General features: G+C 60.4%; 28 protein-coding genes and 2 pseudogenes. 14 read left to right on the forward strand and 16 right to left on the reverse strand.

Going from position 1 to position 25,918, the window contains the following annotated elements; translation table 11 throughout:
• Positions 1 to 69 precede the first annotated feature (69 nt).
• Entirely contained in the window at positions 70 to 969 is a 900-nt protein-coding gene (locus tag Q7T10_RS14485; RefSeq protein WP_304749520.1) for a YbgC/FadM family acyl-CoA thioesterase, read from the forward strand.
• A gap of 7 nt (positions 970 to 976) precedes the next feature.
• Here the strand turns inward: Q7T10_RS14485 and Q7T10_RS14490 are convergent, their stop codons facing one another.
• Positions 977 to 1,894, reverse strand: a complete 918-nt coding sequence (locus Q7T10_RS14490; protein WP_304749522.1) for a folate-binding protein YgfZ — start codon at positions 1,892 to 1,894, stop codon at positions 977 to 979.
• 47 nt (positions 1,895 to 1,941) lie between these two features.
• Between Q7T10_RS14490 and mltG the strand changes: the two genes are divergently transcribed.
• From mltG to Q7T10_RS14520, 6 genes are read left to right on the forward strand one after another with little or no spacing between them, the layout of a single operon-like run.
• Positions 1,942 to 2,925 carry an endolytic transglycosylase MltG gene (mltG, locus tag Q7T10_RS14495; protein ID WP_304749583.1) on the forward strand — a complete coding sequence of 328 codons (984 nt, stop codon included), beginning with the start codon at positions 1,942 to 1,944 and terminating at the stop codon, positions 2,923 to 2,925.
• A 39-nt stretch (positions 2,926 to 2,964) separates the two neighbouring features.
• Positions 2,965 to 3,606 (forward strand): dTMP kinase, encoded by a 642-nt coding sequence (gene tmk / locus Q7T10_RS14500; RefSeq protein ID WP_370653775.1) that lies wholly within the window; start codon positions 2,965 to 2,967, stop codon positions 3,604 to 3,606.
• Complete coding sequence (locus Q7T10_RS14505; protein ID WP_304749526.1) at positions 3,603 to 4,604, forward strand: DNA polymerase III subunit delta'; 1,002 nt, start codon at positions 3,603 to 3,605, stop codon at positions 4,602 to 4,604. Before tmk ends, Q7T10_RS14505 begins: the two co-directional genes overlap by 4 nt.
• Before the next feature lie 9 nt (positions 4,605 to 4,613).
• Complete coding sequence (locus Q7T10_RS14510; protein ID WP_304749529.1) at positions 4,614 to 4,976, forward strand: PilZ domain-containing protein; 363 nt, start codon at positions 4,614 to 4,616, stop codon at positions 4,974 to 4,976.
• A 48-nt stretch (positions 4,977 to 5,024) separates the two neighbouring features.
• The gene (locus Q7T10_RS14515; RefSeq protein ID WP_304749531.1) at positions 5,025 to 5,819 is read left to right on the forward strand and encodes a TatD family hydrolase; all 795 of its coding nucleotides are present in this window, start codon (positions 5,025 to 5,027) and stop codon (positions 5,817 to 5,819) included.
• 23 nt (positions 5,820 to 5,842) lie between these two features.
• Positions 5,843 to 6,499 carry an ankyrin repeat domain-containing protein gene (locus Q7T10_RS14520; protein ID WP_304749534.1) on the forward strand — a complete coding sequence of 219 codons (657 nt, stop codon included), beginning with the start codon at positions 5,843 to 5,845 and terminating at the stop codon, positions 6,497 to 6,499.
• Between the two features lie 327 nt (positions 6,500 to 6,826).
• On the opposite strand, the gene Q7T10_RS14525 is transcribed toward Q7T10_RS14520, so the two are convergent.
• From Q7T10_RS14525 to Q7T10_RS14535, 4 genes and pseudogenes are all read right to left on the reverse strand, one after another.
• Complete coding sequence (locus Q7T10_RS14525; RefSeq protein ID WP_304749536.1) at positions 6,827 to 7,024, reverse strand: hypothetical protein; 198 nt, start codon at positions 7,022 to 7,024, stop codon at positions 6,827 to 6,829.
• A 57-nt stretch (positions 7,025 to 7,081) separates the two neighbouring features.
• Positions 7,082 to 7,390: a hypothetical protein gene (locus Q7T10_RS14530; protein ID WP_304749539.1), complete on the reverse strand. Its 309-nt coding sequence runs from the start codon at positions 7,388 to 7,390 to the stop codon at positions 7,082 to 7,084.
• A gap of 191 nt (positions 7,391 to 7,581) precedes the next feature.
• Positions 7,582 to 7,989: pseudogene (locus Q7T10_RS20825) on the reverse strand (VC1465 family Xer recombination activation factor); the annotation flags it as partial.
• Positions 7,990 to 8,222: 233 nt separating this feature from the next.
• Positions 8,223 to 8,825 (reverse strand): VC1465 family Xer recombination activation factor, encoded by a 603-nt coding sequence (locus Q7T10_RS14535; RefSeq protein WP_370653776.1) that lies wholly within the window; start codon positions 8,823 to 8,825, stop codon positions 8,223 to 8,225.
• A 30-nt stretch (positions 8,826 to 8,855) separates the two neighbouring features.
• Here Q7T10_RS14535 and Q7T10_RS14540 point away from each other — a divergent pair, with 30 nt between their 5' ends.
• On the forward strand, positions 8,856 to 9,992 hold the full coding sequence (locus tag Q7T10_RS14540) for a PilT/PilU family type 4a pilus ATPase (RefSeq protein WP_304749542.1): 1,137 nt from the start codon (positions 8,856 to 8,858) through the stop codon (positions 9,990 to 9,992).
• 143 nt (positions 9,993 to 10,135) lie between these two features.
• Positions 10,136 to 11,995 carry a GspE/PulE family protein gene (locus Q7T10_RS14545; protein ID WP_304749544.1) on the forward strand — a complete coding sequence of 620 codons (1,860 nt, stop codon included), beginning with the start codon at positions 10,136 to 10,138 and terminating at the stop codon, positions 11,993 to 11,995.
• 1 nt (position 11,996) lies between these two features.
• Here Q7T10_RS14545 and Q7T10_RS14550 read toward each other — a convergent pair whose 3' ends face one another.
• The 6 genes from Q7T10_RS14550 to guaB are packed head-to-tail and all read right to left on the reverse strand — an operon-like array spanning position 11,997 to position 19,138.
• Entirely contained in the window at positions 11,997 to 12,911 is a 915-nt protein-coding gene (locus Q7T10_RS14550) for an adenylate/guanylate cyclase domain-containing protein (RefSeq protein WP_304749547.1), read from the reverse strand.
• 36 nt (positions 12,912 to 12,947) lie between these two features.
• Entirely contained in the window at positions 12,948 to 13,985 is a 1,038-nt protein-coding gene (locus Q7T10_RS14555) for an LD-carboxypeptidase (protein ID WP_304749549.1), read from the reverse strand.
• Positions 13,986 to 13,993: 8 nt separating this feature from the next.
• Complete coding sequence (gene tadA / locus Q7T10_RS14560) at positions 13,994 to 15,388, reverse strand: tRNA adenosine(34) deaminase TadA (protein ID WP_304749552.1); 1,395 nt, start codon at positions 15,386 to 15,388, stop codon at positions 13,994 to 13,996.
• Positions 15,375 to 16,013 (reverse strand): FMN-binding negative transcriptional regulator, encoded by a 639-nt coding sequence (locus tag Q7T10_RS14565; protein ID WP_304749553.1) that lies wholly within the window; start codon positions 16,011 to 16,013, stop codon positions 15,375 to 15,377. Before Q7T10_RS14565 ends, tadA begins: the two co-directional genes overlap by 14 nt.
• A gap of 32 nt (positions 16,014 to 16,045) precedes the next feature.
• Positions 16,046 to 17,656 carry a glutamine-hydrolyzing GMP synthase gene (gene guaA / locus Q7T10_RS14570; protein WP_304749554.1) on the reverse strand — a complete coding sequence of 537 codons (1,611 nt, stop codon included), beginning with the start codon at positions 17,654 to 17,656 and terminating at the stop codon, positions 16,046 to 16,048.
• A gap of 12 nt (positions 17,657 to 17,668) precedes the next feature.
• A complete protein-coding gene (gene guaB, locus Q7T10_RS14575; RefSeq protein ID WP_304749557.1) occupies positions 17,669 to 19,138 on the reverse strand; it encodes an IMP dehydrogenase in 1,470 nt (489 codons plus the stop codon).
• A gap of 138 nt (positions 19,139 to 19,276) precedes the next feature.
• On the opposite strand from guaB, the gene Q7T10_RS14580 reads away from it, so the two are divergent.
• Positions 19,277 to 19,810 (forward strand): DUF4124 domain-containing protein, encoded by a 534-nt coding sequence (locus Q7T10_RS14580; protein WP_304749560.1) that lies wholly within the window; start codon positions 19,277 to 19,279, stop codon positions 19,808 to 19,810.
• 33 nt (positions 19,811 to 19,843) lie between these two features.
• On the opposite strand, the gene Q7T10_RS14585 is transcribed toward Q7T10_RS14580, so the two are convergent.
• Both Q7T10_RS14585 and Q7T10_RS14590 read right to left on the reverse strand, forming a co-directional pair.
• On the reverse strand, positions 19,844 to 20,179 hold the full coding sequence (locus Q7T10_RS14585; protein ID WP_304749562.1) for an RnfH family protein: 336 nt from the start codon (positions 20,177 to 20,179) through the stop codon (positions 19,844 to 19,846).
• Position 20,180: 1 nt separating this feature from the next.
• Positions 20,181 to 20,624, reverse strand: a complete 444-nt coding sequence (locus Q7T10_RS14590; RefSeq protein WP_304749565.1) for a type II toxin-antitoxin system RatA family toxin — start codon at positions 20,622 to 20,624, stop codon at positions 20,181 to 20,183.
• A 68-nt stretch (positions 20,625 to 20,692) separates the two neighbouring features.
• Between Q7T10_RS14590 and smpB the strand changes: the two genes are divergently transcribed.
• From smpB to Q7T10_RS14610, 4 genes are all read left to right on the forward strand, one after another.
• Positions 20,693 to 21,166, forward strand: coding sequence for an SsrA-binding protein SmpB (smpB, locus tag Q7T10_RS14595; protein WP_304749568.1), 474 nt, complete (start codon positions 20,693 to 20,695; stop codon positions 21,164 to 21,166).
• 93 nt (positions 21,167 to 21,259) lie between these two features.
• Positions 21,260 to 21,643 (forward strand): hypothetical protein, encoded by a 384-nt coding sequence (locus tag Q7T10_RS14600; protein WP_304749570.1) that lies wholly within the window; start codon positions 21,260 to 21,262, stop codon positions 21,641 to 21,643.
• Between the two features lie 7 nt (positions 21,644 to 21,650).
• Positions 21,651 to 22,196, forward strand: coding sequence for an RNA polymerase sigma factor (locus tag Q7T10_RS14605; RefSeq protein WP_304749571.1), 546 nt, complete (start codon positions 21,651 to 21,653; stop codon positions 22,194 to 22,196).
• A gap of 20 nt (positions 22,197 to 22,216) precedes the next feature.
• The gene (locus Q7T10_RS14610; protein ID WP_304749573.1) at positions 22,217 to 23,032 is read left to right on the forward strand and encodes an anti-sigma factor; all 816 of its coding nucleotides are present in this window, start codon (positions 22,217 to 22,219) and stop codon (positions 23,030 to 23,032) included.
• Between the two features lie 15 nt (positions 23,033 to 23,047).
• Here Q7T10_RS14610 and Q7T10_RS14615 read toward each other — a convergent pair whose 3' ends face one another.
• From Q7T10_RS14615 to Q7T10_RS14625, 3 genes and pseudogenes are all read right to left on the reverse strand, one after another.
• Positions 23,048 to 24,175: an enoyl-CoA hydratase/isomerase family protein gene (locus Q7T10_RS14615; RefSeq protein ID WP_304749576.1), complete on the reverse strand. Its 1,128-nt coding sequence runs from the start codon at positions 24,173 to 24,175 to the stop codon at positions 23,048 to 23,050.
• The gene (locus Q7T10_RS14620) at positions 24,172 to 25,044 is read right to left on the reverse strand and encodes a DMT family transporter (RefSeq protein WP_304749578.1); all 873 of its coding nucleotides are present in this window, start codon (positions 25,042 to 25,044) and stop codon (positions 24,172 to 24,174) included. Before Q7T10_RS14620 ends, Q7T10_RS14615 begins: the two co-directional genes overlap by 4 nt.
• A gap of 95 nt (positions 25,045 to 25,139) precedes the next feature.
• Positions 25,140 to 25,918: pseudogene (locus Q7T10_RS14625) on the reverse strand (translational GTPase TypA); the annotation flags it as partial.

Consider the following 25,918-nt stretch of genomic DNA (forward strand, 5'->3'; position numbering starts at 1 on the left):
CGACCCCGTCACGAGTCACCGCCGTAACACGGGTGCCCTTGAGCATGCTTTTCAATCGAGTACCGACCCATGACTGATGCGACACGCCAGGATTTCCGATTTTTCCATCGCCTGCGCGTGCGCTGGGCCGAGGTGGACATGCAGAAGATTGTGTTCAACGCGCATTACCTCATGTACTTCGACACTGCCATGGCCGACTACTGGCGCGCCCTGGCCTTGCCGTATGACACGACCATGCAGGCGCTGGAAGGAGATATCTACGTCAAGAAAGCCACGGTCGAATTCCACGCCTCGGCACGGGTGGACGACCAGCTGGACGTGGCGCTCAAATGCAGCCGCATCGGCACCTCGTCGATGGTGTTCACAGGTGCGATTTTTCGGGGCGATGACCACCTGATCAGTTGCGAACTTATTTATGTCTTTGCCGACCCGGCCACTCAGACCTCCAGGCCGGTGCCGATCGCTCTTTGCGACATCCTGACGGGTTACGAGGCGTGGGAGCCGATGGCCCGGGTCGAGCTTGGAACATGGCAGGCGCTCGGGGCCGCGGCCCGCAAGGTGCGCACCGAAGTCTTCCTGGAAGAGCAACGCATTCCGGTTGAGATGGAGTGGGACGAGGCCGATGACACCGCCGTGCATGCGCTGGCCCGCAACCGGCTGGGCCTGCCCGTGGCGACCGGACGTCTGCTGCAGCATGCGCCGGGTGTGGGCCGGATTGGCCGTATGGCCGTCAACCGCGTGCTGCGCGGCTCCAACCTGGGGCGCGACGTGCTGCGCGCCTTGATGCAGGCCGCCGCCGATCGGGGTGACCGCGAAGTGTTGTTGCACGCCCAGCGCAATGCCGAGGGCTTCTATGCGCGGCTGGGTTTTCTGCCGCGCGGTGAGCCGTTCGAAGAGGCCGGCATCGTGCACATCGAGATGGTCCACGCGTTACCGCCGGGCTACCAGGCCCTGGTCGGGACCGCTTAGCGAGCCTCTAGATATCTGCCAGCAAGGGGTAGGGCGGCGGCGCAACGACAACGGCCGCGCCACTGGCTGCACCCAGATGCAGCCCACCGGCCTCAACGGCAGAAACCTGCGCCGAGACAATCGCGTCAAAGCCACCTGAGGGTGACTGCGCGGCCTGCGCGACGATGCCGCACGGCTGGGTGTCATCGTCGGCCTGAAACACCTCGTCGCCCGCCTTCATCGGCGCGTCGGAATGCGCTGAAAAGGCGCGGCGCTTCAGGGTGCCGCGAAACTGGCTGCGCGCCACCACCTCCTGGCCGGGATAACAGCCCTTCTTGAAGTTCACGCCGCCGACCGACTCGTAGTTCAGCATTTGCGGCACGAAAGCTTCCACGATAGGCGCGGTGATCATGGCAATGCCGCTGCGCACTTCCCCCCAACACCAGTCTTGCGTGCTGAGCGCCTGGCCGGCCGGCGCTGTCTCGGCGACCGGTGCCAGCCACAACGCCCGGCGCACGCCGTCGGCCGGGTACAGGTTGACTACCGTTGCATTGCCAATATCGGTCTTGGCCCACGCCGATTGGGCGTCACCAGCTATTGATTCGATAGCGTCACCGGCCAGCCCGAACAGCGCGTAGTCGCTGCTGGCGTCGGTCAGCCGGGCCTTGGCGCGCAGCACAAACATGGACAGGCGCTTGAGGGTGGTGGCCAGAATGTCCCGGCTGCACACCAGCAGGATTTCGGTGTGGCTGCGTTTGAAGCCAATGAAACTGGCCTGCATCCGGCCTTTGGCCGAGCAAAAGGCCGCCAGCCGGGCCTCTGACAGGCCCAGCAGCGAAAAATCCTGCGTCAACTGGCCATGAAGGAATTTGGCGGCGTCTTCACCTTCCACGCGGATCACGCCAAGATGGGACAGCGGCGCGACGCCCTTGAGTTCAATTTTCATGAGGTGAATTATCATCCCCCATCGATTTCATGGAAGGCTGTAGGGCTGTGCGTCGCTTCTTTACGTTAATTGTTGTGCTGGCTGCGCTGGCAGGGGGCGGCGCAGTCTGGTGGCTGAACCAGGGCCTGGCCGTGAGCGCCGATACGGTTGACCTGTCGGTCGAGCCCGGCACGTCCGTGCGCGGCGTGGCGCAGGCGGTAAGCGATGCCGGGGTGCAGGTCAGTCCGTCACTGCTGTATTGGTGGTTTCGCCTGTCGGGGGACGCTCGCCAGATCAAGGCCGGTAGTTATGAAATTGAACGCGGCATCAATCCGCGCAGCCTGCTGCGAAAGCTGGTGCGCGGCGAAGAGGCGCTACGCGCCGTGACGCTGGTGGAAGGCTGGAACTTCGTCCAGGTTCGGGCGGCGCTCTCAAAAGCAGAGCAGCTCAAGCCGGAGACACAAGGGCTGACGCCCGATTTGATCATGACGGCACTGGGCAAACCGGGGGTGCATCCGGAGGGCCGTTTTTTCCCTGACACCTATACCTATGCCAAGGGCAGCAGCGACCTGGCGGTCCTCAAACGCGCGATGCGGACCATGGACAAACGGCTGGAGGCCGCCTGGAGCCAGCGCTCGCCCGATACGCCCCTGACATCGCCGGAGCAGGCGCTGATTCTGGCCAGCATTGTCGAAAAGGAAACGGGGCGTGGCAGTGACCGCGCCATGATCGCCGGAGTTTTTGCCAACCGGTTGCGCATTGGCATGATGCTGCAGACCGATCCCACTGTCATCTACGGTTTGGGCGAATCCTTTGACGGCAACCTGCGCCGCCGCGATCTGCAAACCGACACGCCCTGGAATACCTATACCCGCGCCGGGCTGCCGCCAACCCCGATTGCCATGCCAGGCAAGGCGGCGCTGCTGGCGGCCGTACAACCCGCGCCCACCAAGGCCTTGTATTTTGTGGCGCGCGGCGACGGCACCAGCCAGTTCAGCGCCAGCCTGGACGAGCACAATCGGGCCGTCAACAAATACCAGCGTGGGCAATAACGTGAGCATTAGTGTGAGCAGCAGCGGCATATGACAACCATGGATGGACTTTTCATCAGTTTTGAGGGTATCGATGGCGCGGGAAAGTCCACACACATTGACGGCTTGGCGCAGGCGTTCAGGGCGCAGGGCAGGGTGGTCACACTTAGCCGTGAGCCGGGGGGAACACCGCTCGCTGAAAAATTGCGCGTGATGGTTTTGAACGACGAGATGGATGCCATGACGGAGGCTTTGCTGGTGTTTGCGGCCCGGCGTGATCATCTCCAGCGACTCATCGAACCCGCCCTGGCCCGCGGCGAGGTCGTGCTGTGCGACCGCTTTACCGATGCGACCTTCGCCTATCAGGGCGGGGGGCGTGGCTTTGACCTGAAAACGCTATCAATTCTGGAGCAGTGGGTGCAGACAGTCCGTGGGGCGGGGCCTGATTTGATTCGACAGCCAGATTTGACGGTGTGGTTTGATTTGCCCGCTGAAATCGCGGCGCAGCGTCTGGCGGGGGCGCGCACCCCGGACAAATTCGAGGCCCAGCCGGTGGAATTCTTCAGGCGAGTGTCACAGGGATACCTGGAGCGCATGATGGCGTTCCCCGGTCGCTTTGCGCGAATCAAAGCCGACAACACGCGCGATGCCGTCTGGCAGGACGTCCTGAATACGGTGCAGGGCAGAGGGTGGCTGGCATGAACGGCACAGCGGTGGCGCCCTGGATTGCCGCACAAGCCGCACAGCTTTTGGCGCAACGGGGTCACGCCTGGCTGCTCGCCGGCCCATCCGGACTTGGCCAGTACAGCCTGGGTCTGGCGTTGGTGAGAGCCTGGCTTTGTGACAACCCGTCCCCTCGTGGCGCCTGCGGTACCTGTGGCAGCTGCCACGCCATTGATGTGCGCACCCATGCCGACCTGTGCGTGCTCATGCCGGAGACGGCAATGCTGGAGCTGGGCTGGCCCTTGAGTGAGAAGGCGCAGACCGACATCGACGACAAGAAACGCAAGCCCAGCAAGGAAATCCGGGTAGACGCGATGCGCGACGCCGTGGAGTTCTCGCAGCGTACCAGTGCCCGCGGTCGGGGCAAGGCGGTGCTGGTGTTTCCCGCCGAGCGTATGAACAATGTGACCGCCAATGCGCTGCTCAAGACGCTGGAAGAGCCCCCGGGGGACGTGAAGTTTGTGTTGGCGAGTGATGCCGCACACCAGTTGCTGCCCACCATTCGCAGCCGCTGTCTGGGACATACCATGGTCTGGCCGGAGACAGACGCCTCTCTGGCATGGATTGAAGGGCAGGGCATACCGGCGGCGCAAGCCGCCGTGATGCTGCGTGCTGCGGGCGGTCGCCCCGACGACGCCTTGCTGTTTTCCCAATCCGGCCGCGACGCGCAAGCCTGGGTCAGACTGCCCAAAGCGATGGCGCGGGGGGACGTGAGCGCGTTGAAGGACTGGACGCCAGCTCAAACGGTCGATGCCTTGCACAAGCTTTGTCACGATGTGCTGGCCGTCAAAACCGGTGCCGCACCCCGGTTTTTTGACGCCACTGACCTGCCCGCCGGCGGCTCTATCGCGGCCTTGACGACGTGGGCCCGGGCGTTGGCGGCCACCACACGCACGGTGGAGCACCCCTTCAACGCCGGCCTGATGCTGGAGGCGCTTGTGAGTCAGGCCCAAAACGCCCTAAACTCTACACACTAGATACAGCGCATGAGTAACTCTCCTCCCTCTACCCCACGCCCCAGCGTCATTCAGTTGGCGATCAAGGAAAAGTCTGCCCTTTATGCGGCTTTTATTCCGCTGTTCTCGGAAGGCGGCATCTTTATTCCGACATCGCGGGAGTACCAGCTGGGCGACGATGTCTACGTGTTGCTGTCGCTTCCGGAAGACCCGCAACGTTATCCCGTGGCCGGAAAAGTAGCATGGGTGACACCCGCCAAGGCCTCCAACAACCGTACGCAGGGCGTTGGCATTCAGTTTCCCAAAGACGAGAAGTCACGTGCGCTCAGGCTCAAGATCGAAGAGATTCTGGGTGCCCACCTGGCATCTGATCGTCCGACTCAAACCTTCTGAGCCTTCAGTTTTCCCGCTGCCAGCCGATCTGGGTTTATCGGACTTTCCATGTTTACCGATTCGCACTGCCATTTAACCTTTCCCGAACTCGCCGCCGAACTGCCTGTCATCCGCGAGGCCATGACGCAGGCGCAGGTTGATCGCGCCCTGTGTATTTGCACCACGCTGGAAGAGTTTTCCGCTGTTCAGGCGTTGGCCACCCGGTACGACAATTTTTGGGCGACCGTTGGCGTACACCCGGACAATGAAGGCGTCACAGAGCCCAGTCTGCAGGATTTGCTGACGCGGGGCGCCATGCCACGGGTCGTCGGGATTGGTGAAACCGGGCTTGACTACTATCGCCTGGGAGGACGCAGCGTGGCCGACATGGCCTGGCAGCGCGACCGGTTTCGCACCCACATCCGCGCCGCCCGGCAATTGGCCAAGCCGCTGGTGATTCACACCCGAAGCGCGTCCGACGATACCTTGGCCATTCTTCGGGAGGAAGGTGAAGACGGTGACGTGGCAAGTGCCGGCGGGGTCTTTCATTGCTTCACCGAAACCGCCCAGGTGGCACGGGCGGCGCTGGACCTGGGTTTTTACATCTCTTTCTCCGGGATTTTGACGTTCAAGAACGCACAGGATCTGCGCGATGTGGCGGCCTTTGTGCCACTCGACCGGTTGCTGATTGAAACCGACAGCCCTTACCTGGCGCCCGTTCCGCATCGGGGGAAGACCAACAATCCTTCGTATGTACCCTTTGTTGCCGCCTGTCTGGCTGAACTTAGGCAATGCCCGGTGGAGCAGGTCGCCGAAATCACCAGTCGCAACTTCGACCGCCTGTTCAAGGGTGTTCTGCTGTGAGGTCTGGCGGCCTGAGAAATATCATGCATTACTTTAAGAGTCTTTTATATCTTATTGTTTTTTATGGATTTTCTATTTGTCATGCGGGTTCGTATGACGATTTTTTCATGGCCGTCAAACGCGATGACGCCGGCACGGTCACTGCCTTGCTGAATCGGGGATTTGACGCGAATACACTCAATGCAGAAGGTGCGACTGGCCTGTTTCTCGCAGTTCGGGAGCCGTCGCTCAAGGTCGCCGCCGTCCTGATCAACTGGCCCAAGACCAATGTTGAAGCTCGTACTCCGAAGGATGAGAGCCCGCTCATGCTGGCCTCGCTCAAAGGTTTGACAGAGGTTTGCCAGCAACTCATCACAAAAGGTGCCGATGTCAACAAACCTGGCTGGGCGCCGCTGCATTACGCAGCCACCCATGGGCATCTGGCGGCAATGACCTTGTTGCTGGACAACCATGCCTATATCGATGCGGCATCCCCGAACGGCACCACGCCGCTCATGATGGCCGCCAACTATGGCACGCCGGCGGCGGTGAAACTGCTGCTGGAGGCCGGCGCAGATCCATTGCTCAAGAACGACCAGGGATTGTCCGCCATCGATTTTGCCCACCGTGCGAATCGGCCGGAGTCAGCCGAGATCATTGCGGCCTTTGTCCGTGCTCGGCAGCCCAAGGGAACCTGGTGAAAACCTCTGAATCGTACTTCATACGATGTATATCTCTCTAACGTGTTGATTTAGCGGAAGATTTTTCCGATTCGGGTAAAAAAAGGGCGTTTTCGGAAGTCCGAACAGCCGGTTTTTCAGGGCGCGAAGCGGCATCTGTGGCACGCAGCAACCCCGCCCGCAAAGGGGCAGCTTTGACCGGGAAACGCCAGGTCGTGCACCGGGCTTGTAAGGTGTCGACAGGTGTGGCTTGACCGATCGGGTACCCCTCCCGGCGTTTCGCTTCGCTCCCATGGGACTGCGCCCCATACCCCGGAAGGCCCCTCGCGCTCTGTATGTGGGCAGTCATCATGCGGCCACGCTTTCCCGGTTGAGCAGCACCTCGACGGCTTCAGCAGCCTCCCGGATGGCTTCGACCTGTTCGCGGTACACGTGCACCCATACCGGGGCAGACTCACCCCCCGCCAAGGCAAACGCTTCCCCGATGGCGTCCGCGTGGACGAGCCGGCGATTCAGGGCATTGATCGCTTCCGTGATGGCACTCATGGGGTTCCCCTTGGCGCGCTTGCCAGCTTGGCGGCCTTCGCCGCCGCTGTCTTTGCGCTACCGGCCTGAGAGGGCTTTGCGCTCCCGTTTTTCGGCTTCGTAGCGGGCCTGCTTTTCGGCTCGGGTGAGCTTGGCGGGCTCGACAGGGCCGGATTCGCCAGGTGCGGCTGGTTCGCGGAAAGTTGTTTTAGATGGGCATTCGCTGGCCGAGGCAGGTTCGCTGGCGGGCGCTGGAGGGTCAGCCGGATGGCGCAGGTAGGCGTCCAAGGCGACGCAAAGGAGGGCGTTGAGGGAAATGCCGAGGTAGTCGGCCTTGGCGCGTGCAGCGGCGTCAAGGGCGTCGGGGAGTCTGAGTGAATAGGCCATGCCGCCATTATGACGTCATTTTGATGTCTATTTTCAGACGGTGGAAGACTTGTTTGAGCAGTTGTTTTATATGGGACAAGCCCACCGGCACCGGCCAGCGCCCGGGCTACGCCCGTGCTAAGGCCGGGGGCCGATAGACCTGTTGTTTTATCCAGCAATATGCGCAACCGGTTCACATCATCGTAAGCCGAGCGGAAACACCGAGCCTGCCGGATCAGCAGCGACCACCAAGCGCCATCCTGTGGCGTGATCTGGCGACCTTCAGGCGTGATCAATTGATCTGCCTCAAAGCGCCAGCCAGCCCAAGCCTTGCCGGGCAGCTCGTAGCGCGAAAGGATGCGGGCCAGCTTGTACACTGCAAACGGGATACGGTGAGAGCCGGTTTCCCAGTTATGCCAAGTGCGTTCTGTGACCTGAAAATACTTCCCGGCCTCAACAATTGACCAACCCAGCCGAAGACGAGCATAGCGAAGACGAAACCCAAGCTGGGCGCGTGTGTCCGGGTCATGACGGCAGGATTTTGTGTGTTTGGAACTGTGACTGTACTTCATACGATGTATAGACTTGCAAGTTGTTGATTTCATTGGAAATTCTTTCATTTGTAGGCAAATAAAACCGGTCTTTTAGGGCGCGAGGCAGCGACTGGCAGGGCGCAACCCATCCCGCGAACTAGCATCAGGGCAGGGCGAGGGCTTCGCGCTCAGGCCAGCAGCAAGGCCCGCCGGAGGCTTGGTGTGGTGGCTCGGGTACCCCTCCCCACGGTTGACCCGCTTCGCGTTTCTGTCCCCGTTCTGGGCATTCCACGAGCCGTACAGGCGATCAGTGAAGGCGCTCATGGCGTACCCCTTTCAACCGCTACAACAACGGACGGACGTTCCAGTTTTGGTACTTTCCCCCCCGTATTACTGTACGGGGGGGTAAGGGGTACATTTGCCGCCGCGATCAGCACGTCCGACGCCACCCGGCCAGCGTCAGGCTCCGCCTTTGCCGATGGCCCGGCTTGCGCCGTCCTGAGCGGACCATTGAGCGTGCGCTGCATGGCGATATCGAGCTGGCGTTCCCGTTGTGCCATGTCCCGGAACAACCGAGCCTGACGCACCAGGAGCGACCACCAGCCCTGGCATTCAGGCGTGAAGCCGTGGCCCTCAGGCGTCCACAACTTGCCCGAGTGCATGTGCCAGCCCTCCCAGCCCTTGCACGGCAGCTCAAACAGCCTCATGACGCGCACCAGCTTGTAGGCCGCGTAAGGTACAGTGACGGTGCCGGAAATCCAGTACCGAATGGTGCGTGGCGTGACGTGAAGAAGTTGCGCAGCCGCTTCAGGTGTGAGCCCAGCGTCCGATAACAGTATTTTGAAGCGAGAGCCAAGCAGAGCGCGGGTTTCACGGGTTTTCCGGGGTGTCAGTTTTTTCTTATCGTACTTGATACGATGTATATTATGTTAATAAGTATACAGGGTTAAGCCATGGAGAGATTTGACCCTGCTCAGTTGCCAGCCCTGCCAGATGAGCTTGTCGCGTGTCTTCAATACATGGTCGAGGTGGATGCGTCTGATTTGTTCTTGACGGTCGGCGCAGCGCCAAACGTCAAAGTTGATGGCGAAATGCGACCGTTGGCGATGTCCCAGTTACCTCCTGGTCGTGTGAAGGAACTTGCCTACTCGCTGATGACCGAGTCGCAGATAAAGCAGTTCGAGGTGGATCTGGAATGCGACCTTGCTGTCGGGCTCGAGCCACTGGGCCGCTTCAGATTGAATGTATATCTTCAGCGCGGCCAGGTCGGTATGGTTGCGCGCTATGTCAAGAACAAAATCCCGTCGATTGCCGCCCTCAGGATGCCGGCGGTCCTGCAGAAGCTGGCGACGCTCAAACGCGGCCTGGTCCTTATGGTGGGCGCCGCCGGATCGGGCAAATCGACCACCCTGGCCGCGATGCTTGACTATCGAAATCAGGAGGCTGCTGGTCACATCCTGACGATCGAAGACCCGATCGAGTTCCTTCACCCGCACAGGAAGTGCGTGGTGGACCAGCGCGAAGTGGGACTCGATACCCACTCCTTTGATGAGGCGCTCAGACATGCCATGCGTGAAGCGCCAGACGTGATCATGATCGGTGAAATACGCGACCGCTTGACGATGCAGCACGCCATGAACTATGCCGAAAGCGGACATCTGTGCCTCTCGACGCTGCACGCGAACAACGCCAGTCAGGCCATTGAACGAATCATCAATTTCTTCCCTGAAGAATCAAGAAAGCAGACCTTGATGGATCTTTCGCTGAATCTGAAAGGTGTGGTTGCGCAGCGGTTGATCCGGGATACCCACAGCAGCCTGGTTCCTGCCACCGAAGTCATGCTGCAGTCCCCTTTTGTTTCAGACCTGATACAGAAAGGTCAAATCGATCAGATCAAGGCGGCGATTGGCAAGAGCATCGAGCTCGGAATGCACACGTTTGACCAATCATTGTTTGATCTGTTCACGCGGCACGAGATCACCCAGGCTCAGGCGATCGACTACGCGGACTCCAAGACGGACCTGTCGCTCCAGATCAGGCTCAGCGCAGGCAAACTCCCGGACCCAACCGGTCTGACGATTCAGCGCTAGCCACGCAAAGACACTCCAGACCATTCTTCCAGTGGAAACAATACATGACGGCCGAGCCAACGACACAAAATGACCAGTGGGCCAAGACCGCGCCCAGTCCGCTAGCGGAAGAGCCTGCGCCGAGACAGGGACCCGCCCGGAATATGACCGAATTGCGCGTGCTGATCCATGACGCAAGAAGCGCTCCGGTCAGCACCCTGGCCGAGTCGCTCATTGATCTGAAACTCACCGATATCAAGGCCCTGGGCAAGCTCCCCATCAATCCCGCAGAAGGTAAACGCGGCTCTGAACACGTGCTGCTCGAATCGGGACTGGTGAGCGAGTTGCAGCTCGAGCATGCGCGTGCACACATGCTCAGTACGCCGGAAGTCGATGCCACCGTCTTTCAGGTCGAGCCGCAGGCACTGGATCGCCTGTCGTGGGCAGACGCGTTGAAATACCATGTTCTGCCGCTGGGAGTGGAATCCGGCGTACTTTACGCGGCCTCTCCGACTCCGCTCAAGCGCGAACTGGAGCTGCGGCTAGGTGTCATGGCGGATTGCATCGTGTCGCTGGTTTGGGCTCCCAAACTCCAGATTGACCGCCGGCTGGCGCTGGAAAACCATGCCCAGGCGCCGCAGGACACGGCATCAAAGAATGGGCCTGATGGCTGGCCCGGAGCGGGCGATCATGCGCCACTGGACGTGCACGCACTGCTGACCGACGCCCTGATCGAGCTAAAAGGCGCGGGCGACCAGGAGCAGGTCAACGCGGTGAATGAAAGCTCAAGCGTGATCAAACTGGTCAACCAGATGATCATTGACGCCTATGGCCAGAAAGCATCCGATATTCATATTGAAACAAATCCGGGCGATGATGTCTCGCGCATCCGGTTTCGCAAGGATGGCGATCTCGAAGACTATCTGCTGCTGCCATTTTCATTGCGGGCGGCCCTGGTATCGCGGATCAAGATCATGAGTCGGCTGGACATTTCCGAGCGCCGCCGGCCGCAGGACGGCAAGATCAATTTCAATGAGTTCTCCGATATCAAGCTTGAGTTGCGGGTGGCGATATTGCCGACGCATGACAGTCTTGAAGATGTGGTCATGCGGCTGCTGGCGTCCAGCAAACCCATCCCCCTGCCGCAACTCGGGTTTTCCGCACGGGACGACAAGATCATCAAACGCCTGTCCGAGCGGCCGTTCGGCCTCATCCTGGCCTGCGGTCCCACCGGATCGGGCAAGACCACCACCCTGCACTCTCTTCTGGCCCACATCAACACCGACAACCGCAAGATATGGACCGCCGAAGATCCAATTGAAATTACCCAAAAGGGGCTGCGCCAGCTTCAGGTCAATCCGAAGATCGGGGTGACGTTTGCCACGGCCATGCGGGCATTCCTGCGGGCAGACCCGGACGTCATCATGATTGGCGAGGTGCGTGATGAGGAAACCGCACGAGTCTGCATTGAAGCCTCACTCACCGGCCACCTGGTTCTCTCCACATTGCACACCAACAGTGCGGCAGAGAGCGTGATCCGTTTGCTCGATCTGGGCATGGATCCGATGAACTTCGGAGACTCCCTGATCGGCATCGTGGCGCAACGGCTGGTTCGCGGCCTGTGCCAACACTGTGCGGTGTCCACGGCGCTCTCTCGCGAGGAGTACGAGTCACTCGTGCACGAATACGTCGATGGCACCGCCTTGACCGCTGAAGAAGGTCACAAGCGATTGCTTGCTGCGGCCACCTCGGCTGCGTCGGGCGATCCCGTGTCACAAATTCACACCCGCCATGCCGTGGGGTGTGAACGGTGCGGTGGCCGCGGCTACAAAGGCCGCATGGGCATCTACGAGGTGCTGGAAAACGTGGGTGACATGAAGCAAAAAATCCAGTCGCGCGCCGCAACCTCGGAAATCTTTGCCGAGGCGTCCAGGGCCGGTATGCGAACCCTGCGACAGGACGCCCTCGAGAAGGTGGTCGCCGGTCTGATTGACCTGAAGCAGGCGAGAACCGCTTACGCCTGAGTCAGGATACCGAGAAACTCACGGTGGGAGCGCTCAAATCGGCAAACGACGAGCCCAGCGCAATTTCACCGCGTCCATGCAAGACACATTCCTCGCGCCTGAGTAAAAGATCCGAGCCAGCGCCGGAAAAACGCACCCAGCAGCCATAGGAGCTGACGTCCACCAGCATGACGCTGCCATTGCGCCAGTCAATGCGGGCGTGGGTACGGGAGACACGTGGGTCGTTGACTACAAACTCAGCCTGACGTACCCGCCCAATATGAATCGGCAGCTCGAACGACTTGAAGGTCTTCTTGGTGTCCAGCCAGGTCAGTTCAATCTGCCCCCCCAATGCATCTGTCTGCGGGCCATCGCGCATGGGATCAAGATCAGCCTGCATGGTCAGAAAATCCGTGGTCACGTCTTCCTGCCAATCGACCTGATAGACGGTACAGGGCTCGGCACGACCGCGAATGCTGATGGGACCCAGCAGGCGAAAGCGCACACCATCTGCTTCATTGGCGCCATCCAGCGCTGCGGCGTTGACCCATATCTGATGCGGACCAGAAAGATCGCTTAACCGGGCGGCAACATTGACCGCATCACCATAACAGTCGCCAGCCACAATTTCTACGTCACCACTGGCAACACCAATGCGGATGGGCATGCGGTTGGCAGGCGGTATCTGGGTCATTCGCTTTTGATGGGTGCGCTGCATCTCCACCACGGCATTGATGGCTGAACGAGTGTCACCAAATAACGCCAGTACGCCATCGCCCAGCATCTTGACAACGCGCCCGCCATGGGACTCAACTATTTTGGCAATCCAGGTGGTTATCTGGGTTACGGCCTGTGTTGCCCGGGCGTTCCCCAACGATTCAAAGGCACTTGTGCTGCCGAAAAGATCGGTAAATACCACCGTAGTTTGAGCGCCCATTCCCGACTGATTCCGTTTCTTTGATTTGGGCACAGTTTAGGGCATATCCGCGGCGTCGGAGATGTGACCCCAAAAGAGCAAAGCATCACGCCCTTCTACAATCAGGTCGGTTTTGGCACCGACCGGCAGGATGATTTTGGTGGCGACGTGGCCATAGGGCAGGTTGCTGAGCACCGGCACCTTGATCTGCTGGCGCAGCCAGCTCACCACCGTCTGCAACTTGTACCCGCGGTCGTGCGGCACCAGCTTGTACTCGGTGAATTGACCCATGAGAATCGCTTTTTGACGCCCCAGTACACCGGCGTGCAGCAGCTGGGTCAGCATGCGCTCGATGCGATAGGGGTGCTCTCCCACATCTTCCAGAAACAGGATGCCACCTTTGATCTCCGGGAAATACGGGGTGCCCAGCAGCGATACCAACACCGACAGGTTGCCGCCCCACATGACCGCCTTCTTGATAGAAAAGTCGGCTCTAGCCCCCGTGTTTATTGCGCTATCAGCTATTGAATTTATAGCAACCAGGGGCGTCTCCCGGTTTTGTCGCCATCCGGCGCCCTCCCCCTGCCCGCTGATGAGATCGTCAAAGCAGGCCTCCATGATGTCATCCGGTATTGGTGCTTCGCCATGACCGTGGCCATCCACCATGTCCGGCTTGCCACCGACGCCAAAACCTTCGCATAACGCAGGCCCGGCCCAGGTAATACCGCCGGTCCGGGCCAGCACGGCACTCTGAAACGCCGTGAAGTCGCTGATGCCGACAAACTGCGTGCCTTTTTCAATCGCTTTGGCCACCGCCTTGTAGCGGATGCCGCCCAGAATGCGGGTCAGGCCGTAGCCGCCCCGAGAAACCAGTGCAAGGTCAGCCCCGCTGGCGGCAGCGCGATGGATGGCAGCGAGCCGGGTTTCGTCGTCGCCCGCAAAGCGCAAATGACTGGCCAGCGCTGCGCTATCAATCTCGACTTCATGCCCCAGCGCCTTGAGTCGCGCCACACCGCGTCGAAAAGCCGCCTTGTCGCGCACGGCTCCGGATGGGGAGTAAATATAGATGTGCTTCTTCACGGAGTCTTGTTTCACGGTGTCAATTAATTGGCAGATTGGGGAGATACGAAATGATTGACAGCAGCCCGCGCGATCGCGTCCCCATGCTCCTGCACAAAATGCCCGGCCTGTGCCAGGACCATTGGCTCCGGGCAACCGCGAATCAGTTGCTGCAAATTCTGCATGACCGGCAAACCGAGCACCGGGTCTTGCGCGCCAACGGCCATCAGGGTTTGGCCAGACCAGCGCTCTCTCCAGAAGTCACGGGCCTGGCGTGAGATGGCAGCGCCGTCCGAATCTTCGAATTCGGGCACCATCGCCGGAAACGCCCGCAGTGCCGCGCGGTGGCCGCGGTCCGGAAACGGAGCCGCGTAGGCGGCGCACTCCTGTGGACTCATGTCGGGATTGCCACGGGCGAATAAACGGGCGACGTCAAATTCAGGGTTCTTGGCACACATGTCACGCCAGCCCAGAAAGCCTGCCGACAACGGCGTGTCGCCGGTGCCCAGGGTGGTATTCATCACCAGCAGGCCGCAGTACCTGCGTTCGTCGGCCATGGGCAAGGTCAGTCCTAGCAGCCCGCCCCAGTCCTGCACCACCAGCACGACATTTTTTAAATCCAGCCGTTCGACGAACTCCAGCAGCACCTGCCGGTGCCAGGTGAAGTTGTGAAAGGCATCCTTCTTCGGCTTGTCGCTCTTGCCGAAGCCGATCAGGTCGGGCGCCACAACCCGGCTCCCGGCTGCGAGAAATACGGGAATCATTTTTCGATACAGGTAACTCCAGGCGGGGTTGCCATGCAGGCAGAGGTAGGTCAATGGGGCGTCAGAGGGACCTTCGTCCAGGTAATGCATGCGCAACCCGGCCAGCGCTGGCAAATCGTTCAGGTAATGCGGGGGCCACGGGTAGCCGGGCAACTCGGCAAACTGCGCATCAGGCGTTCGCACGGCATCGTCGCGCACAGGGCTGCTGCTCATCCGGATCTCCTCACGTTTCTGTTTGAAAAAACTCTGCAACAGGGCAGAGCACTCATCGGCCAGCACCCCGCCCTGCACTTGCGTCTGGTGATTCAATCGGGGATTGGAGAACAAATCCAGTACTGAGCCTGCGGCACCGGTTTTGGGGTCTGGCGCACCATACACCACGCGCTTCAGGCGCGCATGCAGCATGGCGCCGACACACATGGCGCAAGGCTCCAGGGTGACAAACAGCTCGCAGTCATCCAGGCGGTAGTTGCCCAAGGCCAATGCAGCGACGCGCAAGGCGGCAATTTCGGCGTGGGCGGTCGGATCGTGGCGACCAATGGGGGCATTGCTGCCTACGGCAATCACAACACCATCGCGCACCACCACGGCGCCTACCGGCACTTCACCGGCGGCCAGCGCGACTCGCGCCTGTGCCAGTGCCTGGGCCATGAAAGTGGCGTCATCCATCTCCATTTAGCCGCTGCGTGGTTACTGCAAGTCGCTCCATCCACGAGGCCAGATCACGCTCATTGTCGTTGCCCGATGCATACATGGCACGCATGGCGTCAAACGATTCAGGTCGGTGCTGGTTGATCTTCAGCTTGCACTGCAGTTCAGTCACCCGCAATTCAAAGCCCACGATGCCGGCCAGCATCTTCTGCGCAAACTCGTCCCCCAGACCACGCCACTGCTCGGCGTAGGCGGGTTCATGATCGGCAATGAGTTTTTTGAGCAGGGCGTCTTTCGCAATCGGGTCTTCGATCAGGGAGGCTTGCACTGTGCAGTGAACGGCCAGGTAGTTCCAGGTCGGCACCCGGGTCAGATCCGGGTACACACTGGGTGACAGGTAGGCGTGCGGGCCCATGAAGGTCACCACGGCTTGCGGGCGCGCTTGCAGGTAACGCCAGTGTGGATTGGCCTTCGCGACATGTCCCAGCAGAACATGGTCGGCACCCCGCTCTTCAAGGTGCAGCGGAATGTGACTGACAAAAGGCAGGCCGGCCTCGTCCACGCTGATCAGGCTGGCGAACGGATTGGCTCGCATGACCTCTGCCGCGTCAGATTTGTTTTTTGAATTGAACTGCGGCGGCAAGTACATGATCTGTCAGCGGTATCCGTCCAGGGTCCGGCTTATTCCCACTCGATGGTTGCCGGCGGCTTGCTGCTGACGTCATAGGTCACACGGTTGATACCGCGAACCTCGTTGATGATGCGGCTGGACACTTTCTTGAGCAGTGCATAGGGCAGCTCGGCCCAGTCAGCGGTCATGAAATCGCTGGTCTGCACGGCGCGCAAGGCCACCACATAGTCGTAGGTGCGGCCGTCTCCCATCACGCCCACACTCTTGACCGGCAGAAACACGGCGAACGCCTGACTGGTCAGGTCATACCAGCTTTTGCCACTGTCAGGGTCGATGAAATTGCGCAATTCTTCGATGAAGATGGCGTCGGCCCGGCGCAGCAGGTCGGCGTATTCCTTCTTGACCTCACCCAGAATTCGCACACCCAGGCCCGGTCCCGGGAACGGGTGGCGGTAAACCATGTGGTACGGGAGGCCCAGGGCCACGCCCAACTCGCGCACTTCATCCTTGAACAACTCGCGCAGCGGCTCCAGCAGCTTGAGGCCCAGCAGCTCGGGCAAACCGCCCACGTTGTGGTGGCTCTTGATGACGACCGCTTTCTTGCTCTTGGCACCGCCCGACTCGATCACGTCGGGATAAATCGTGCCCTGCGCCAGCCAGGCCACATGGCGCGACTGGTCGTTCTTGAGCTTGCCGGCCTCGGCCTTGAACACTTCCACAAATTCGCGGCCAATGATCTTGCGTTTGGCCTCGGGCTCGCTCACGCCCGCCAGATGCCCCAGGAACTGGTCTGCAGCATCGACGCGGATCACCTTGGCGTGCAGCTTGCCGACAAACATCTCCATCACCATGTCGCCTTCATTCAGGCGCAACAAGCCATGGTCGACGAACACGCAGGTGAGCTGGTCACCGATAGCACGGTGGATCAACGCAGCCGCCACGGATGAATCCACACCGCCGGACAGGCCCAGAATCACCTCGTCTGTGCCGACCTGCGCGCGGATTTGTTCAACCGCTTCGCTGATGTAGTCGCCCATGATCCAGTCGGGCCGGGTACCGCAGATATCCAGTACGAAGCGCTCCAGAATCGCGGCACCGCGCTTGGTGTGGGTGACTTCAGGATGAAACTGCACACCGTAGAAGCGGCGCTCTTCATCGGCCATGCCGGCAATCGGGCAGCTATCGGTGCTGGCCATCAGCTTGAAACCATGCGGCAGCTCGGTGACCTTGTCGCCATGGCTCATCCACACCTCCAGCATGCCGTGGCCCATGGGGGTGCTGTAGTCCTGAATCCCTTCCAGCAACTGGGTGTGACCATGCGCCCGCACATCGGCAGGACCGAACTCGCGCTTGTGCCCGCTTTGCACGACGCCGCCCAACTGGTGTGCCATGGTTTGCATGCCGTAGCAGATGCCGAGCACCGGCACACCGAGTTCGAACACCGCTTGCGGCGCCTTGTCGGTGGTTTCTTCGTAGACACTGGCGTGGCTGCCCGAGAGGATGATGCCCTTGAGCTTGCCGTCGCGGGCATAGGCGCGAACCCAGTCATCGGTCACATCACAGGGGTGAACTTCGCAAAAAACATGCGCTTCGCGGATGCGACGTGCAATCAGCTGGGTGACTTGGGAACCAAAGTCGAGGATAAGGATTTTTTGATGCATGGCTGTTGCAGATCAGTCCGCCCGGTAGTTGGGCGCTTCTTTGGTGATTTGCACGTCGTGCACATGGCTTTCACGAATGCCGGCAGAGGTGATTTCCACAAATTCCGCCTTGTTCTGCATATCTTCAATCGTGGGGCAACCGCAGTAACCCATGCTGGCGCGCAGACCGCCGGCCATCTGGTAAATGATGGAGACCATCGAGCCCTTGTAGGGCACGCGGCCTTCGATGCCCTCGGGCACCAGTTTGTCGGCATTGGGGTTGCCGGTGCTCGACTCCTGAAAGTAGCGGTCGGCACTGCCCTGCTGCATGGCACCAATGCTGCCCATGCCGCGGTAACTCTTGTAGCTGCGACCCTGGAACAGGATGACTTCGCCGGGCGCTTCTTCGGTGCCGGCAAACATGCCGCCCATCATGACGGTGCCGGCGCCTGCGGCGATTGCCTTGGCAATATCGCCGCTGAAGCGGATGCCACCGTCGCCAATCAGTGGCACACCGGTGCCGCGCAGGGCGGTCGCCACACTGTCGATGGCCATGATTTGCGGCACACCGACACCGGCCACGATGCGCGTGGTACAGATACTGCCAGGACCAATGCCGACCTTGACCGCGTCGGCACCGGCCTCCAGCAGCGCCAGCGCGGCGGCACCGGTGGCAATATTGCCGCCAATCACGTCGATCTGCGGATAATTCTTCTTGACCCAGCGCACACGCTCAATGACGCCGTGACTGTGGCCATGGGCCGTGTCGACAACAATGGCATCCACGCCAGCCCGGACCAGCAGTTCAACGCGCTCTTCCGTCCCTTCGCCAACGCCGACCGCCGCGCCCACGCGCAGGCGGCCCGACGCGTCGCGTGCGGCATTGGGAAAATTCGTCTGCTTGGTAATGTCCTTGACCGTGATCAGACCTTTGAGTTCAAAGTCGTCGTTGACCACGAGCACGCGCTCAAGCTTGTATTTGTTGAGCAGGGCCTTGGCTTCGGCGGCCGAAGTGCCCTCTTTGACCGTGATCAGCTTCTCGCGCGGCGTCATGATCTGGTGCGCCTTGACGTCGTAGCGGGTCTCGAACCGCAGGTCACGGCTGGTGACAATGCCCACCACCTTGCCGCCGTCGCATACCGGAAAGCCGGAAATGCCCAGTTGCTCGGACAGCTCCAGCACCTGCAACACGGTGTGCTCGGGTGTGATCACGACAGGGTCACGCACCACGCCGGATTCATAACGCTTGACCTTGGCGACATGGGCAGCCTGCTCCTGCGGCGTCAGGTTCTTGTGCACGATACCGATGCCGCCTTCCTGCGCAATGGCAATGGCCAGCCGGGCTTCAGTCACCGTATCCATGGCTGCCGACACAAGCGGCAAGTTCAGGCGAATATTGCGGGAAAACTGGGTGGAAAGTGAGGTGTCCTTGGGCAGGACCTGGGAGAACGCTGGCACCAACAAGACGTCGTCGAAGGTGAGCGCTTTGCCAATTAGGCGCATGTCTGGGCTCCAAATGGCGGATTGTACCCGCGTCACCGGGTACTAACCCTGAACGAGATGCCGATAAACGGACAAATGGAGCGGCCCAAAGGCAGTGTTCAACGGAATATCCCGTCAGACGCGCGCTAAACTTCATGCATGAAACATATCCGACATTTTTTGACTGTTGCCCTTTGCCTGACGTCGCTGGCAGCGTCGGCGCAGTGGCAGTGGACTGACAAGGATGGGCGAAAGGTCTACAGCGACCGTGCGCCATCGGCAGAGGTTCCGGAGAAGAATATTCTCAAACGACCCGGCGGCCGCAGCGCAGCAGCAGTTACAACTGATGCCCCCACGAATGCCGCGGCAACGGCCGCCGCCGTGACGACGCCGGCATCGGCGCCACAAGGTGCTGCCAGTGCACCCCGGTTGAGTGGCGTGGATAAGGAACTCGCTGAGAAGAAAAAGAAGGCTGAAGAAGCCGAGGTCGCAAAACGCAAGGCTGAGGAAGAGAAGGTCCTGAAAGCAAAAGTCGAAAATTGCGCGCGTGCCAAACAAGCCAAAACCAGCTTTGATTCCGGGGTCCGCATTGCCCGAACCAACGACAAGGGCGAACGTGAAGTGATGGATGATGCCGCCCGTGCCGCTGAGGTCAAACGCATTCAGTCCGTCATTGACGCCGACTGCAAATAGGCGGTACTTCCGGTAGCCGGTTCACTGGACCGGTCAGTACCCGGCCTTGGCCCCAGCGCGTTTCTTTTGAAAAAGACCCGCGGTCCGGGCGCCCTGCTTCGCAAATCGCTCCCGTCGCGCCACCTTGGGGTCCACGGTGAGCGGCCGATAGATTTCGACCCGGTCGTTTTCCCGCAGTGGCTGGCTCAAACTGGCCTTGCGGCCCCAGACACCGACCACAGCGGCCTGAAGGTCAATGGCTGGAAATAGCTGCAGGAAACCACTTGCCCGCAGTGCCTGCAAAACGGTACTCGATGCAGTCAGGTGCAGGGATACCTCCCGCACATCCCGCGGGCCAGGCGAATAGACCACGGTCACCTGAATGTTCATCTCACTCGCCATACACCTGCGTTGCCCGCTTGACGAAGGCGTCGACCAGGCTGCCGGCAATCTTGTCAAATACGGGGCCGACCAGTTTGCCAAGCGTTGCGTTGTCAAAGCCATAACTCAGCGTCAATTCCACTTTGCAGGCCCGCTGCGTTCCATCGCCCAGTGGCACAAAGTTCCACTCGCCATCGAGCCGTGAAAACGGGCCATTCACCAGCGTCATGGTGACCTGGCGATCCGGCACATGTTCGTTGCGGGTGGTGAACGTGTGGCGCAGACCACTGAACGAAATGCCGACTTCCGCCGTCATGCCGCCTGCGTCAGTGGCGACCACCCGGGCGCGATCACACCAGGGCAGGAACTGGGGATATTGGTCAACTTCAGTCACAAGCGCATACATTTCTTGCGGGCTGTACCAGATCAGGACGGACTTCGCGATGGTTTTCATAGAATGGAGGTCTGCGCGGGATTGTAGACAAGCCTTGTACGCACGACTTACAACCCCACATCTAACTTATGGCCAAGAAACCCGAAACTGCTGCCCGCATTGCCGATAACAAGAAGGCCGCCTACAACTATTTTTTTGAAGAGCGCTTTGAGGCAGGGCTGGTGCTGGAAGGCTGGGAAGTCAAATCGCTGCGCGAAGGCAAGGTGCAGCTGACCGATGGGTATGTGGTCATCCGCAACGGTGAATTGTTCCTCATCGGCCTGCAGATCACGCCTCTGAACACCGCTTCCACCCATATCAGTCCTGACAAGGTACGGACCAAGAAGCTCTTGATGCACAAGGAAGAGATCAAGCGGCTCATTGGAAAAACTGAGCAAAAAGGCTACACCTTGGTGCCGCTGAACCTGCACTGGAAAGCGGGCAAAGTGAAATGCGACATTGCCCTGGCCAAGGGCAAGGCTGAACACGACAAGCGTGACACCATCAAGGACCGCGAAGGCAAGCGCGAGGTGGAGCGGGCCATGAAAATTCATCGGCGATAACATTTTTTTCCCGCAAGTGGGAATAAACGGGACGGTGCGGGTGTTTATGGAAGTGCAAATGCTTGTTTGCTTTCATCAACTCAGGAGTTCACCATGAAATACCTCTCTCGCGCTACCCTGACCGTGTCGCTGGCGCTTGCCCTTCTGGGCGGTTGCGCTGCCATGGCCGCGGCTCCCGCCCAGGTCGCCGACGGCGTGCTGGTCGGCCCGAACGGCATGACGCTTTACACGTTTGACAAAGATGTCGCCGGCAGCGGCAAGTCGGTGTGCAATGGTCCCTGCGCGACCAACTGGCCGCCGTTCATGGCCACCGAGACTGACAAAGCCTCGGGCGACTACACCATCATCACCCGTGACGACGGCAAAAAGCAATGGGCGGTGAAAGGCAAGCCCGTTTATTACTGGGTGAAGGACGCCAAGCCTGGCGACAAAACCGGTGACGGTTTCAACCAGGTGTGGAAGGCCGCCAAGCCGTAATTCATTGATGAATCGCCAACCCATCGTCGCTCAGATTCCAGCACTGCGCCGGTATGCCCGCGCGCTGACGGGCGACACATGGGCTGCAGATGACCTGGTGCAGGACACGCTGGAACGTGCCTGCAGCAAGTGGCGTTTATGGGCCGCAGGTTCTGACCTGCGAGCCTGGTTGTTCACGGTGATGCACAACCTGTTTGCCAGCCAGGTGCGTCGCGCCACGCGGCAGGCGCCGGGCGGCACAGTGGATCTTGACGACGTGGCGCATGAGCTGGTGGCACCGGACCCGGGTCTGGGCCATGCCATTGACCTGGAGCGGTGCCTGCTGCGCCTGCCACAGGACCAGCGGGCGGTTCTGCTGCTGGTCAGTGTGGAGGACATGAGCTACCGGGAAGTGGCAAAAATAACGGGAGTCCCAATTGGCACCGTCATGTCGCGTTTGTCCCGTGCCCGCAGTCGCCTGCAGGAACTGCTGGATGAACCGGCGCGCGGTGTCCACCAACCGCCAGCAGCCGGCACGCCGGCAAGCTCCGTAACCCCCCTTCGGCGCCTGTAATGAGCCAGAGAAAAGACACCATGGACAGGACTGACCTTCATCCGTTGACCGAAGACGAAATCCACAAGTTCGTGGACCGCCAGCTTTCAGCCGGGGAGCTTGCGGCGCTGCAGTCGCGCGTGGCGCAGGACCCGGCAGCGCAGGCGACGATAGCGAAGTGGCAGCAGCAGCGCGACGCCCTGCGACACCTGCATCAGCACGTCCTGGACGAGCCGGTTCCTGCAGCACTGATGACCATTTCGCAGCAGACCGCTGCCTCGCAACAGGCAATAAGCCAATGGTGGCGCTGGGGTGGCATGGCCGCCGGAGTGATGCTGGCTTTTGGTGTGGGTTGGTTCTCCCACACGGCCTGGCAAGGCCGGCCGTCGTCGCTCATTCTGGCGAACACGCAGTTTGAGCAGAATTTTGTGCGGCAGGCCAGTTTTGCGCACGCCGTGTATTCGCCGGAAATACGGCACCCGGTCGAGGTCACGGCCGCTGACCAGGAGCACCTGGTGCAATGGCTGTCCAAGCGTGTTGGCAAACCGCTCAAGGTCCCGAATCTGGCACCCCAGGGTTATGAACTCGTGGGCGGACGCCTGCTGCCAGGCGAAGCCGGCGCACGGGCGCAGTTCATGTTCCAGAACGCTGCAGGCAGCCGTATCACGCTCTATCTGGGGGCCGTCGACAAGGCGCCGGGCGGATTGGCGGCACGTGAGACCAGCTTTCACTTCGGCGCTGACGGTCCGATTCCGAGCTTCTACTGGATCGACCAGGGCTTCGGCTATGCGCTGGCCGGACAGCTGCCCCGTGAGGCACTGATGAATCTCGCGGAAGCGGTTTATCGCCAGCTTTGAGGGGCCACTGTCCGCTCAGGTCAGTTCGCGCAGCGGATGACTCCGGGGTGTCCAGGGGCTGGAAAAGAACGGTGCCACCATGGCGGGAGTGACATCTTCAATGCGGGCCGGATTCCAGCGTGGTGTGTGGTCCTTGTCCACGGCCAGTGCGCGGATGCCCTCCACCGTCTCACTTTGGCTGGCACTGCGCTCCAGATGGCGGGTGTGAAAGCAGTGGCGCACCATGTCACGCTCCATGCGCAGGTCATCGGCCAGCGACATCGTGCGGGCCCGGCGAATCTGCTCCAGCACCACATGCAACATCAGCGGCGAACGTTTGCGCAAGCTGGCTGCCGTATGTTGCGCCCACTCATCGGTATCAGCTTCCAGTTCACGCACGATATCAACGACCAAAGGCAGTGCGAAATAATGGTCAATCTGGCTTCTAGCCCCCGTGGAGTAAGCGGGAGCAGCTATTGAATGCATAGCGAGCCAGCTCTCGATGGCGTCGGGGCGGGCAAAGTCGGTGCTTGCCAACGCATCCCAGGCCGGGGCCAGCTGGGACACGTCAAGGCATGCATCGGCCAGCCCAAACGCCAGCGCCTCCCCTACCCCCATCATTTCACCCGTCAGGGCCAACCACTCGCCGATGCGTCCGGGGCAGCGACTCAGGAAATAGCCGCCGCCCACATCGGGAAACAGCCCGATATTCGTTTCAGGCATGGCCATCCGGGTCCGCTCAGTGACGATGCGGATTTTGGCGCCTTGGCTGATGCCCATGCCGCCGCCCATGACGATGCCATCCATGAAGGCAATGTAGGGCTTGGGGTAGGTGTGGATCAGGTGATTGAGGGCATATTCCTCAGTGAAGAAGTCCTCCAGTTCAGGGTTGCCCGCCAGCGCGGCCTGATGGAAAAAGCGGATGTCGCCACCGGCGCAAAAGGCGCCAAAAGGGCCCGTCTTGCTGGTGCCACGAATGGCCACGGCCTTGACGGCCGGATCGTCGCGCCAGACCTGCAGGCATTCCGTCAGCGCCCGGATCATGCCAAGCGACAGGGCGTTGAGGGCCTTGGGGCGATTGAGCGTGATGAAGCCGACCTGACCACGAACTTCGGTCAGAACATCGGGGGCATCACCGCTTGGCAGGTCACTTTTCGCAGTCATCGTCTGTTTCTCCATCCAATAAGTTCATTGACAACCAGCGCGCCAATCACCACAGCGCCGCCAGTGAGCACGGATGCGCCGGGGACTTCATGCGCGCCCACCCATGCAAGCAGGATGCCGAAAATCACTTCGAGCAAAGCCAGCAGCGAGATTTCCGGCGCTTTGAGGACACGCGCACAAATGACCGACAACACGCAGGGAATAGCCAGTTGCCCCAAACCCAGGAAGGCCAGCAACGCAAGGTCGTGGGACGTGGCCTGAAATGGAAACGCCAATGGCAGCGTCAGGCCCACCGAGATCACGGCCCCTACCAGCACGGCAGGCACCAGGTCCACGTCGTGGCCCTGCGCGTGGGAGTGCTGGGTCACGGTCCAGTTCAACGCCCCCGCCAACGGGACGCACAACGTCACCAGTGTTCCGGCCAGGGACGCATCACCCACCTGCGAAGCGTACATGTAGACGATGCCGGCACCGGCCACGACAATCGCAATCCAGGTACGCGTCGGGATGCGGTGTCCGATAAAAATCCGCGCCAGCAGTGCGGTCAGCAAGGGGCCAATCGACATGGTTACCAGCACATTGGCCACGCTGGTCAAGGTCAGTGCCACCATGAAAGCGGTGAACATCACGCTCCAGCAGACGCCTGATATCCAGAAAGCCACCGTGCCCCGGCGGATCTGGCGAAATACCTGGCGTCCCTGAAAAAACGGCAGGATCACCAGCAGCGACAACGCCGTGAAGGCGGAGCGCCAGAAGGTAATCTCGAAACTGCGGGCGGACTCAAGATGGCGCGTGATGACCCCGGCCGTGGACCACATCAGGGCCACGGCTACCATGAGAACGACGGCGCGGTTATGGGTTAACTTCATGAAGGAACAGGTTTTCAGCACCCGTGCTACAAAAAAATCCCGGATCATGTCCGGGATTTCGTGAGCTCTGCGAGTTGCAGAGTACTGTTGCCTTTTTAGCGGCCAGCGCGTTTGCGCTCGCTCTCGGTCAGGTAGCGCTTGCGCAGGCGGATTGACTTCGGCGTGATTTCAACCAGCTCGTCGTCCTCGATGAATTCAACGCCGTACTCCAGCGTGCATTCAATCGGGGGCGTGATCTTGATCGCGTCTTCCTTGCCGCTGACGCGGAAATTGGTCAGCTGTTTGGTGCGCGTGGCATTGACCACCAGATCGTTGTCACGGCTGTGGATACCCACAATCATGCCTTCGTACACCGGATCGTTGGGCTTGACGAACATGCGGCCGCGTTCGTCCAGCTTGCCCAGTGCATAGGTGAAAATTTCACCTGCGTCCATGGAAATCAGCACGCCGTTCTTGCGGCCGCCGATGTCACCCTTGTGCGGTTCGTAGCTGTCGAAGATGTTGGAGATCAGGCCAGAGCCACGCGTCAAGTTCAGGAATTCGTTGGTGAAACCGATCAGGCCACGGGCCGGGATGCGGTATTCCAGGCGCACGCGGCCACGGCCGTCCGATTCCATGTTGACCAGGTCGCCCTTGCGCTCGCCCAAAGCCTGCATCACGCCGCCCTGGTGAATCTCTTCGATGTCGGCAGTCACCAACTCGATCGGCTCGTACTTCTCACCGTTCACGTCTTTCATGACGACGCGCGGCTTGGAGACCGCCATCTCGAAGCCTTCGCGGCGCATGTTTTCCAGCAGAATGGTCAAGTGCAGTTCGCCGCGACCCATGACTTCGAAGATACCTTCTTCGTCGGTTTCCTTGACCCGCAAGGCCA

The sequence above is a fragment of the Rhodoferax sp. genome (genome assembly GCF_030646845.1).
Taxonomy (GTDB): Bacteria; Pseudomonadota; Gammaproteobacteria; order Burkholderiales; family Burkholderiaceae_C; genus Rhodoferax.

What these genes read in the sequence shown, in the direction of transcription:
- Q7T10_RS14525 (WP_304749536.1), bottom strand. Translation starts at nt 7,024, where the DNA reads ATGAGTGCCATCACGGAAGCGATCAATGCCCTGAATCGCCGGCTCGTC.
- Q7T10_RS14485 (WP_304749520.1), top strand. Translation starts at nt 70, where the DNA reads ATGACTGATGCGACACGCCAGGATTTCCGATTTTTCCATCGCCTGCGC.
- Q7T10_RS14590 (WP_304749565.1), bottom strand. Translation starts at nt 20,624, where the DNA reads ATGAAAACCATCGCGAAGTCCGTCCTGATCTGGTACAGCCCGCAAGAA.
- Q7T10_RS14550 (WP_304749547.1), bottom strand. Translation starts at nt 12,911, where the DNA reads ATGGGCGCTCAAACTACGGTGGTATTTACCGATCTTTTCGGCAGCACA.
- tmk (WP_370653775.1), top strand. Translation starts at nt 2,965, where the DNA reads ATGGATGGACTTTTCATCAGTTTTGAGGGTATCGATGGCGCGGGAAAG.
- smpB (WP_304749568.1), top strand. Translation starts at nt 20,693, where the DNA reads ATGGCCAAGAAACCCGAAACTGCTGCCCGCATTGCCGATAACAAGAAG.
- guaB (WP_304749557.1), bottom strand. Translation starts at nt 19,138, where the DNA reads ATGCGCCTAATTGGCAAAGCGCTCACCTTCGACGACGTCTTGTTGGTG.
- Q7T10_RS14520 (WP_304749534.1), top strand. Translation starts at nt 5,843, where the DNA reads ATGCATTACTTTAAGAGTCTTTTATATCTTATTGTTTTTTATGGATTT.
- Q7T10_RS14540 (WP_304749542.1), top strand. Translation starts at nt 8,856, where the DNA reads ATGGAGAGATTTGACCCTGCTCAGTTGCCAGCCCTGCCAGATGAGCTT.
- guaA (WP_304749554.1), bottom strand. Translation starts at nt 17,656, where the DNA reads ATGCATCAAAAAATCCTTATCCTCGACTTTGGTTCCCAAGTCACCCAG.
- Q7T10_RS14615 (WP_304749576.1), bottom strand. Translation starts at nt 24,175, where the DNA reads ATGACTGCGAAAAGTGACCTGCCAAGCGGTGATGCCCCCGATGTTCTG.
- Q7T10_RS14565 (WP_304749553.1), bottom strand. Translation starts at nt 16,013, where the DNA reads ATGTACTTGCCGCCGCAGTTCAATTCAAAAAACAAATCTGACGCGGCA.
- Q7T10_RS14620 (WP_304749578.1), bottom strand. Translation starts at nt 25,044, where the DNA reads ATGAAGTTAACCCATAACCGCGCCGTCGTTCTCATGGTAGCCGTGGCC.
- Q7T10_RS14490 (WP_304749522.1), bottom strand. Translation starts at nt 1,894, where the DNA reads ATGAAAATTGAACTCAAGGGCGTCGCGCCGCTGTCCCATCTTGGCGTG.
- Q7T10_RS14585 (WP_304749562.1), bottom strand. Translation starts at nt 20,179, where the DNA reads ATGAACATTCAGGTGACCGTGGTCTATTCGCCTGGCCCGCGGGATGTG.
- Q7T10_RS14610 (WP_304749573.1), top strand. Translation starts at nt 22,217, where the DNA reads ATGGACAGGACTGACCTTCATCCGTTGACCGAAGACGAAATCCACAAG.
- Q7T10_RS14605 (WP_304749571.1), top strand. Translation starts at nt 21,651, where the DNA reads ATGAATCGCCAACCCATCGTCGCTCAGATTCCAGCACTGCGCCGGTAT.
- Q7T10_RS14580 (WP_304749560.1), top strand. Translation starts at nt 19,277, where the DNA reads ATGAAACATATCCGACATTTTTTGACTGTTGCCCTTTGCCTGACGTCG.
- Q7T10_RS14515 (WP_304749531.1), top strand. Translation starts at nt 5,025, where the DNA reads ATGTTTACCGATTCGCACTGCCATTTAACCTTTCCCGAACTCGCCGCC.
- Q7T10_RS14530 (WP_304749539.1), bottom strand. Translation starts at nt 7,390, where the DNA reads ATGGCCTATTCACTCAGACTCCCCGACGCCCTTGACGCCGCTGCACGC.
- Q7T10_RS14600 (WP_304749570.1), top strand. Translation starts at nt 21,260, where the DNA reads ATGAAATACCTCTCTCGCGCTACCCTGACCGTGTCGCTGGCGCTTGCC.
- tadA (WP_304749552.1), bottom strand. Translation starts at nt 15,388, where the DNA reads ATGGAGATGGATGACGCCACTTTCATGGCCCAGGCACTGGCACAGGCG.
- Q7T10_RS14505 (WP_304749526.1), top strand. Translation starts at nt 3,603, where the DNA reads ATGAACGGCACAGCGGTGGCGCCCTGGATTGCCGCACAAGCCGCACAG.
- Q7T10_RS14545 (WP_304749544.1), top strand. Translation starts at nt 10,136, where the DNA reads ATGACCGAATTGCGCGTGCTGATCCATGACGCAAGAAGCGCTCCGGTC.
- Q7T10_RS14510 (WP_304749529.1), top strand. Translation starts at nt 4,614, where the DNA reads ATGAGTAACTCTCCTCCCTCTACCCCACGCCCCAGCGTCATTCAGTTG.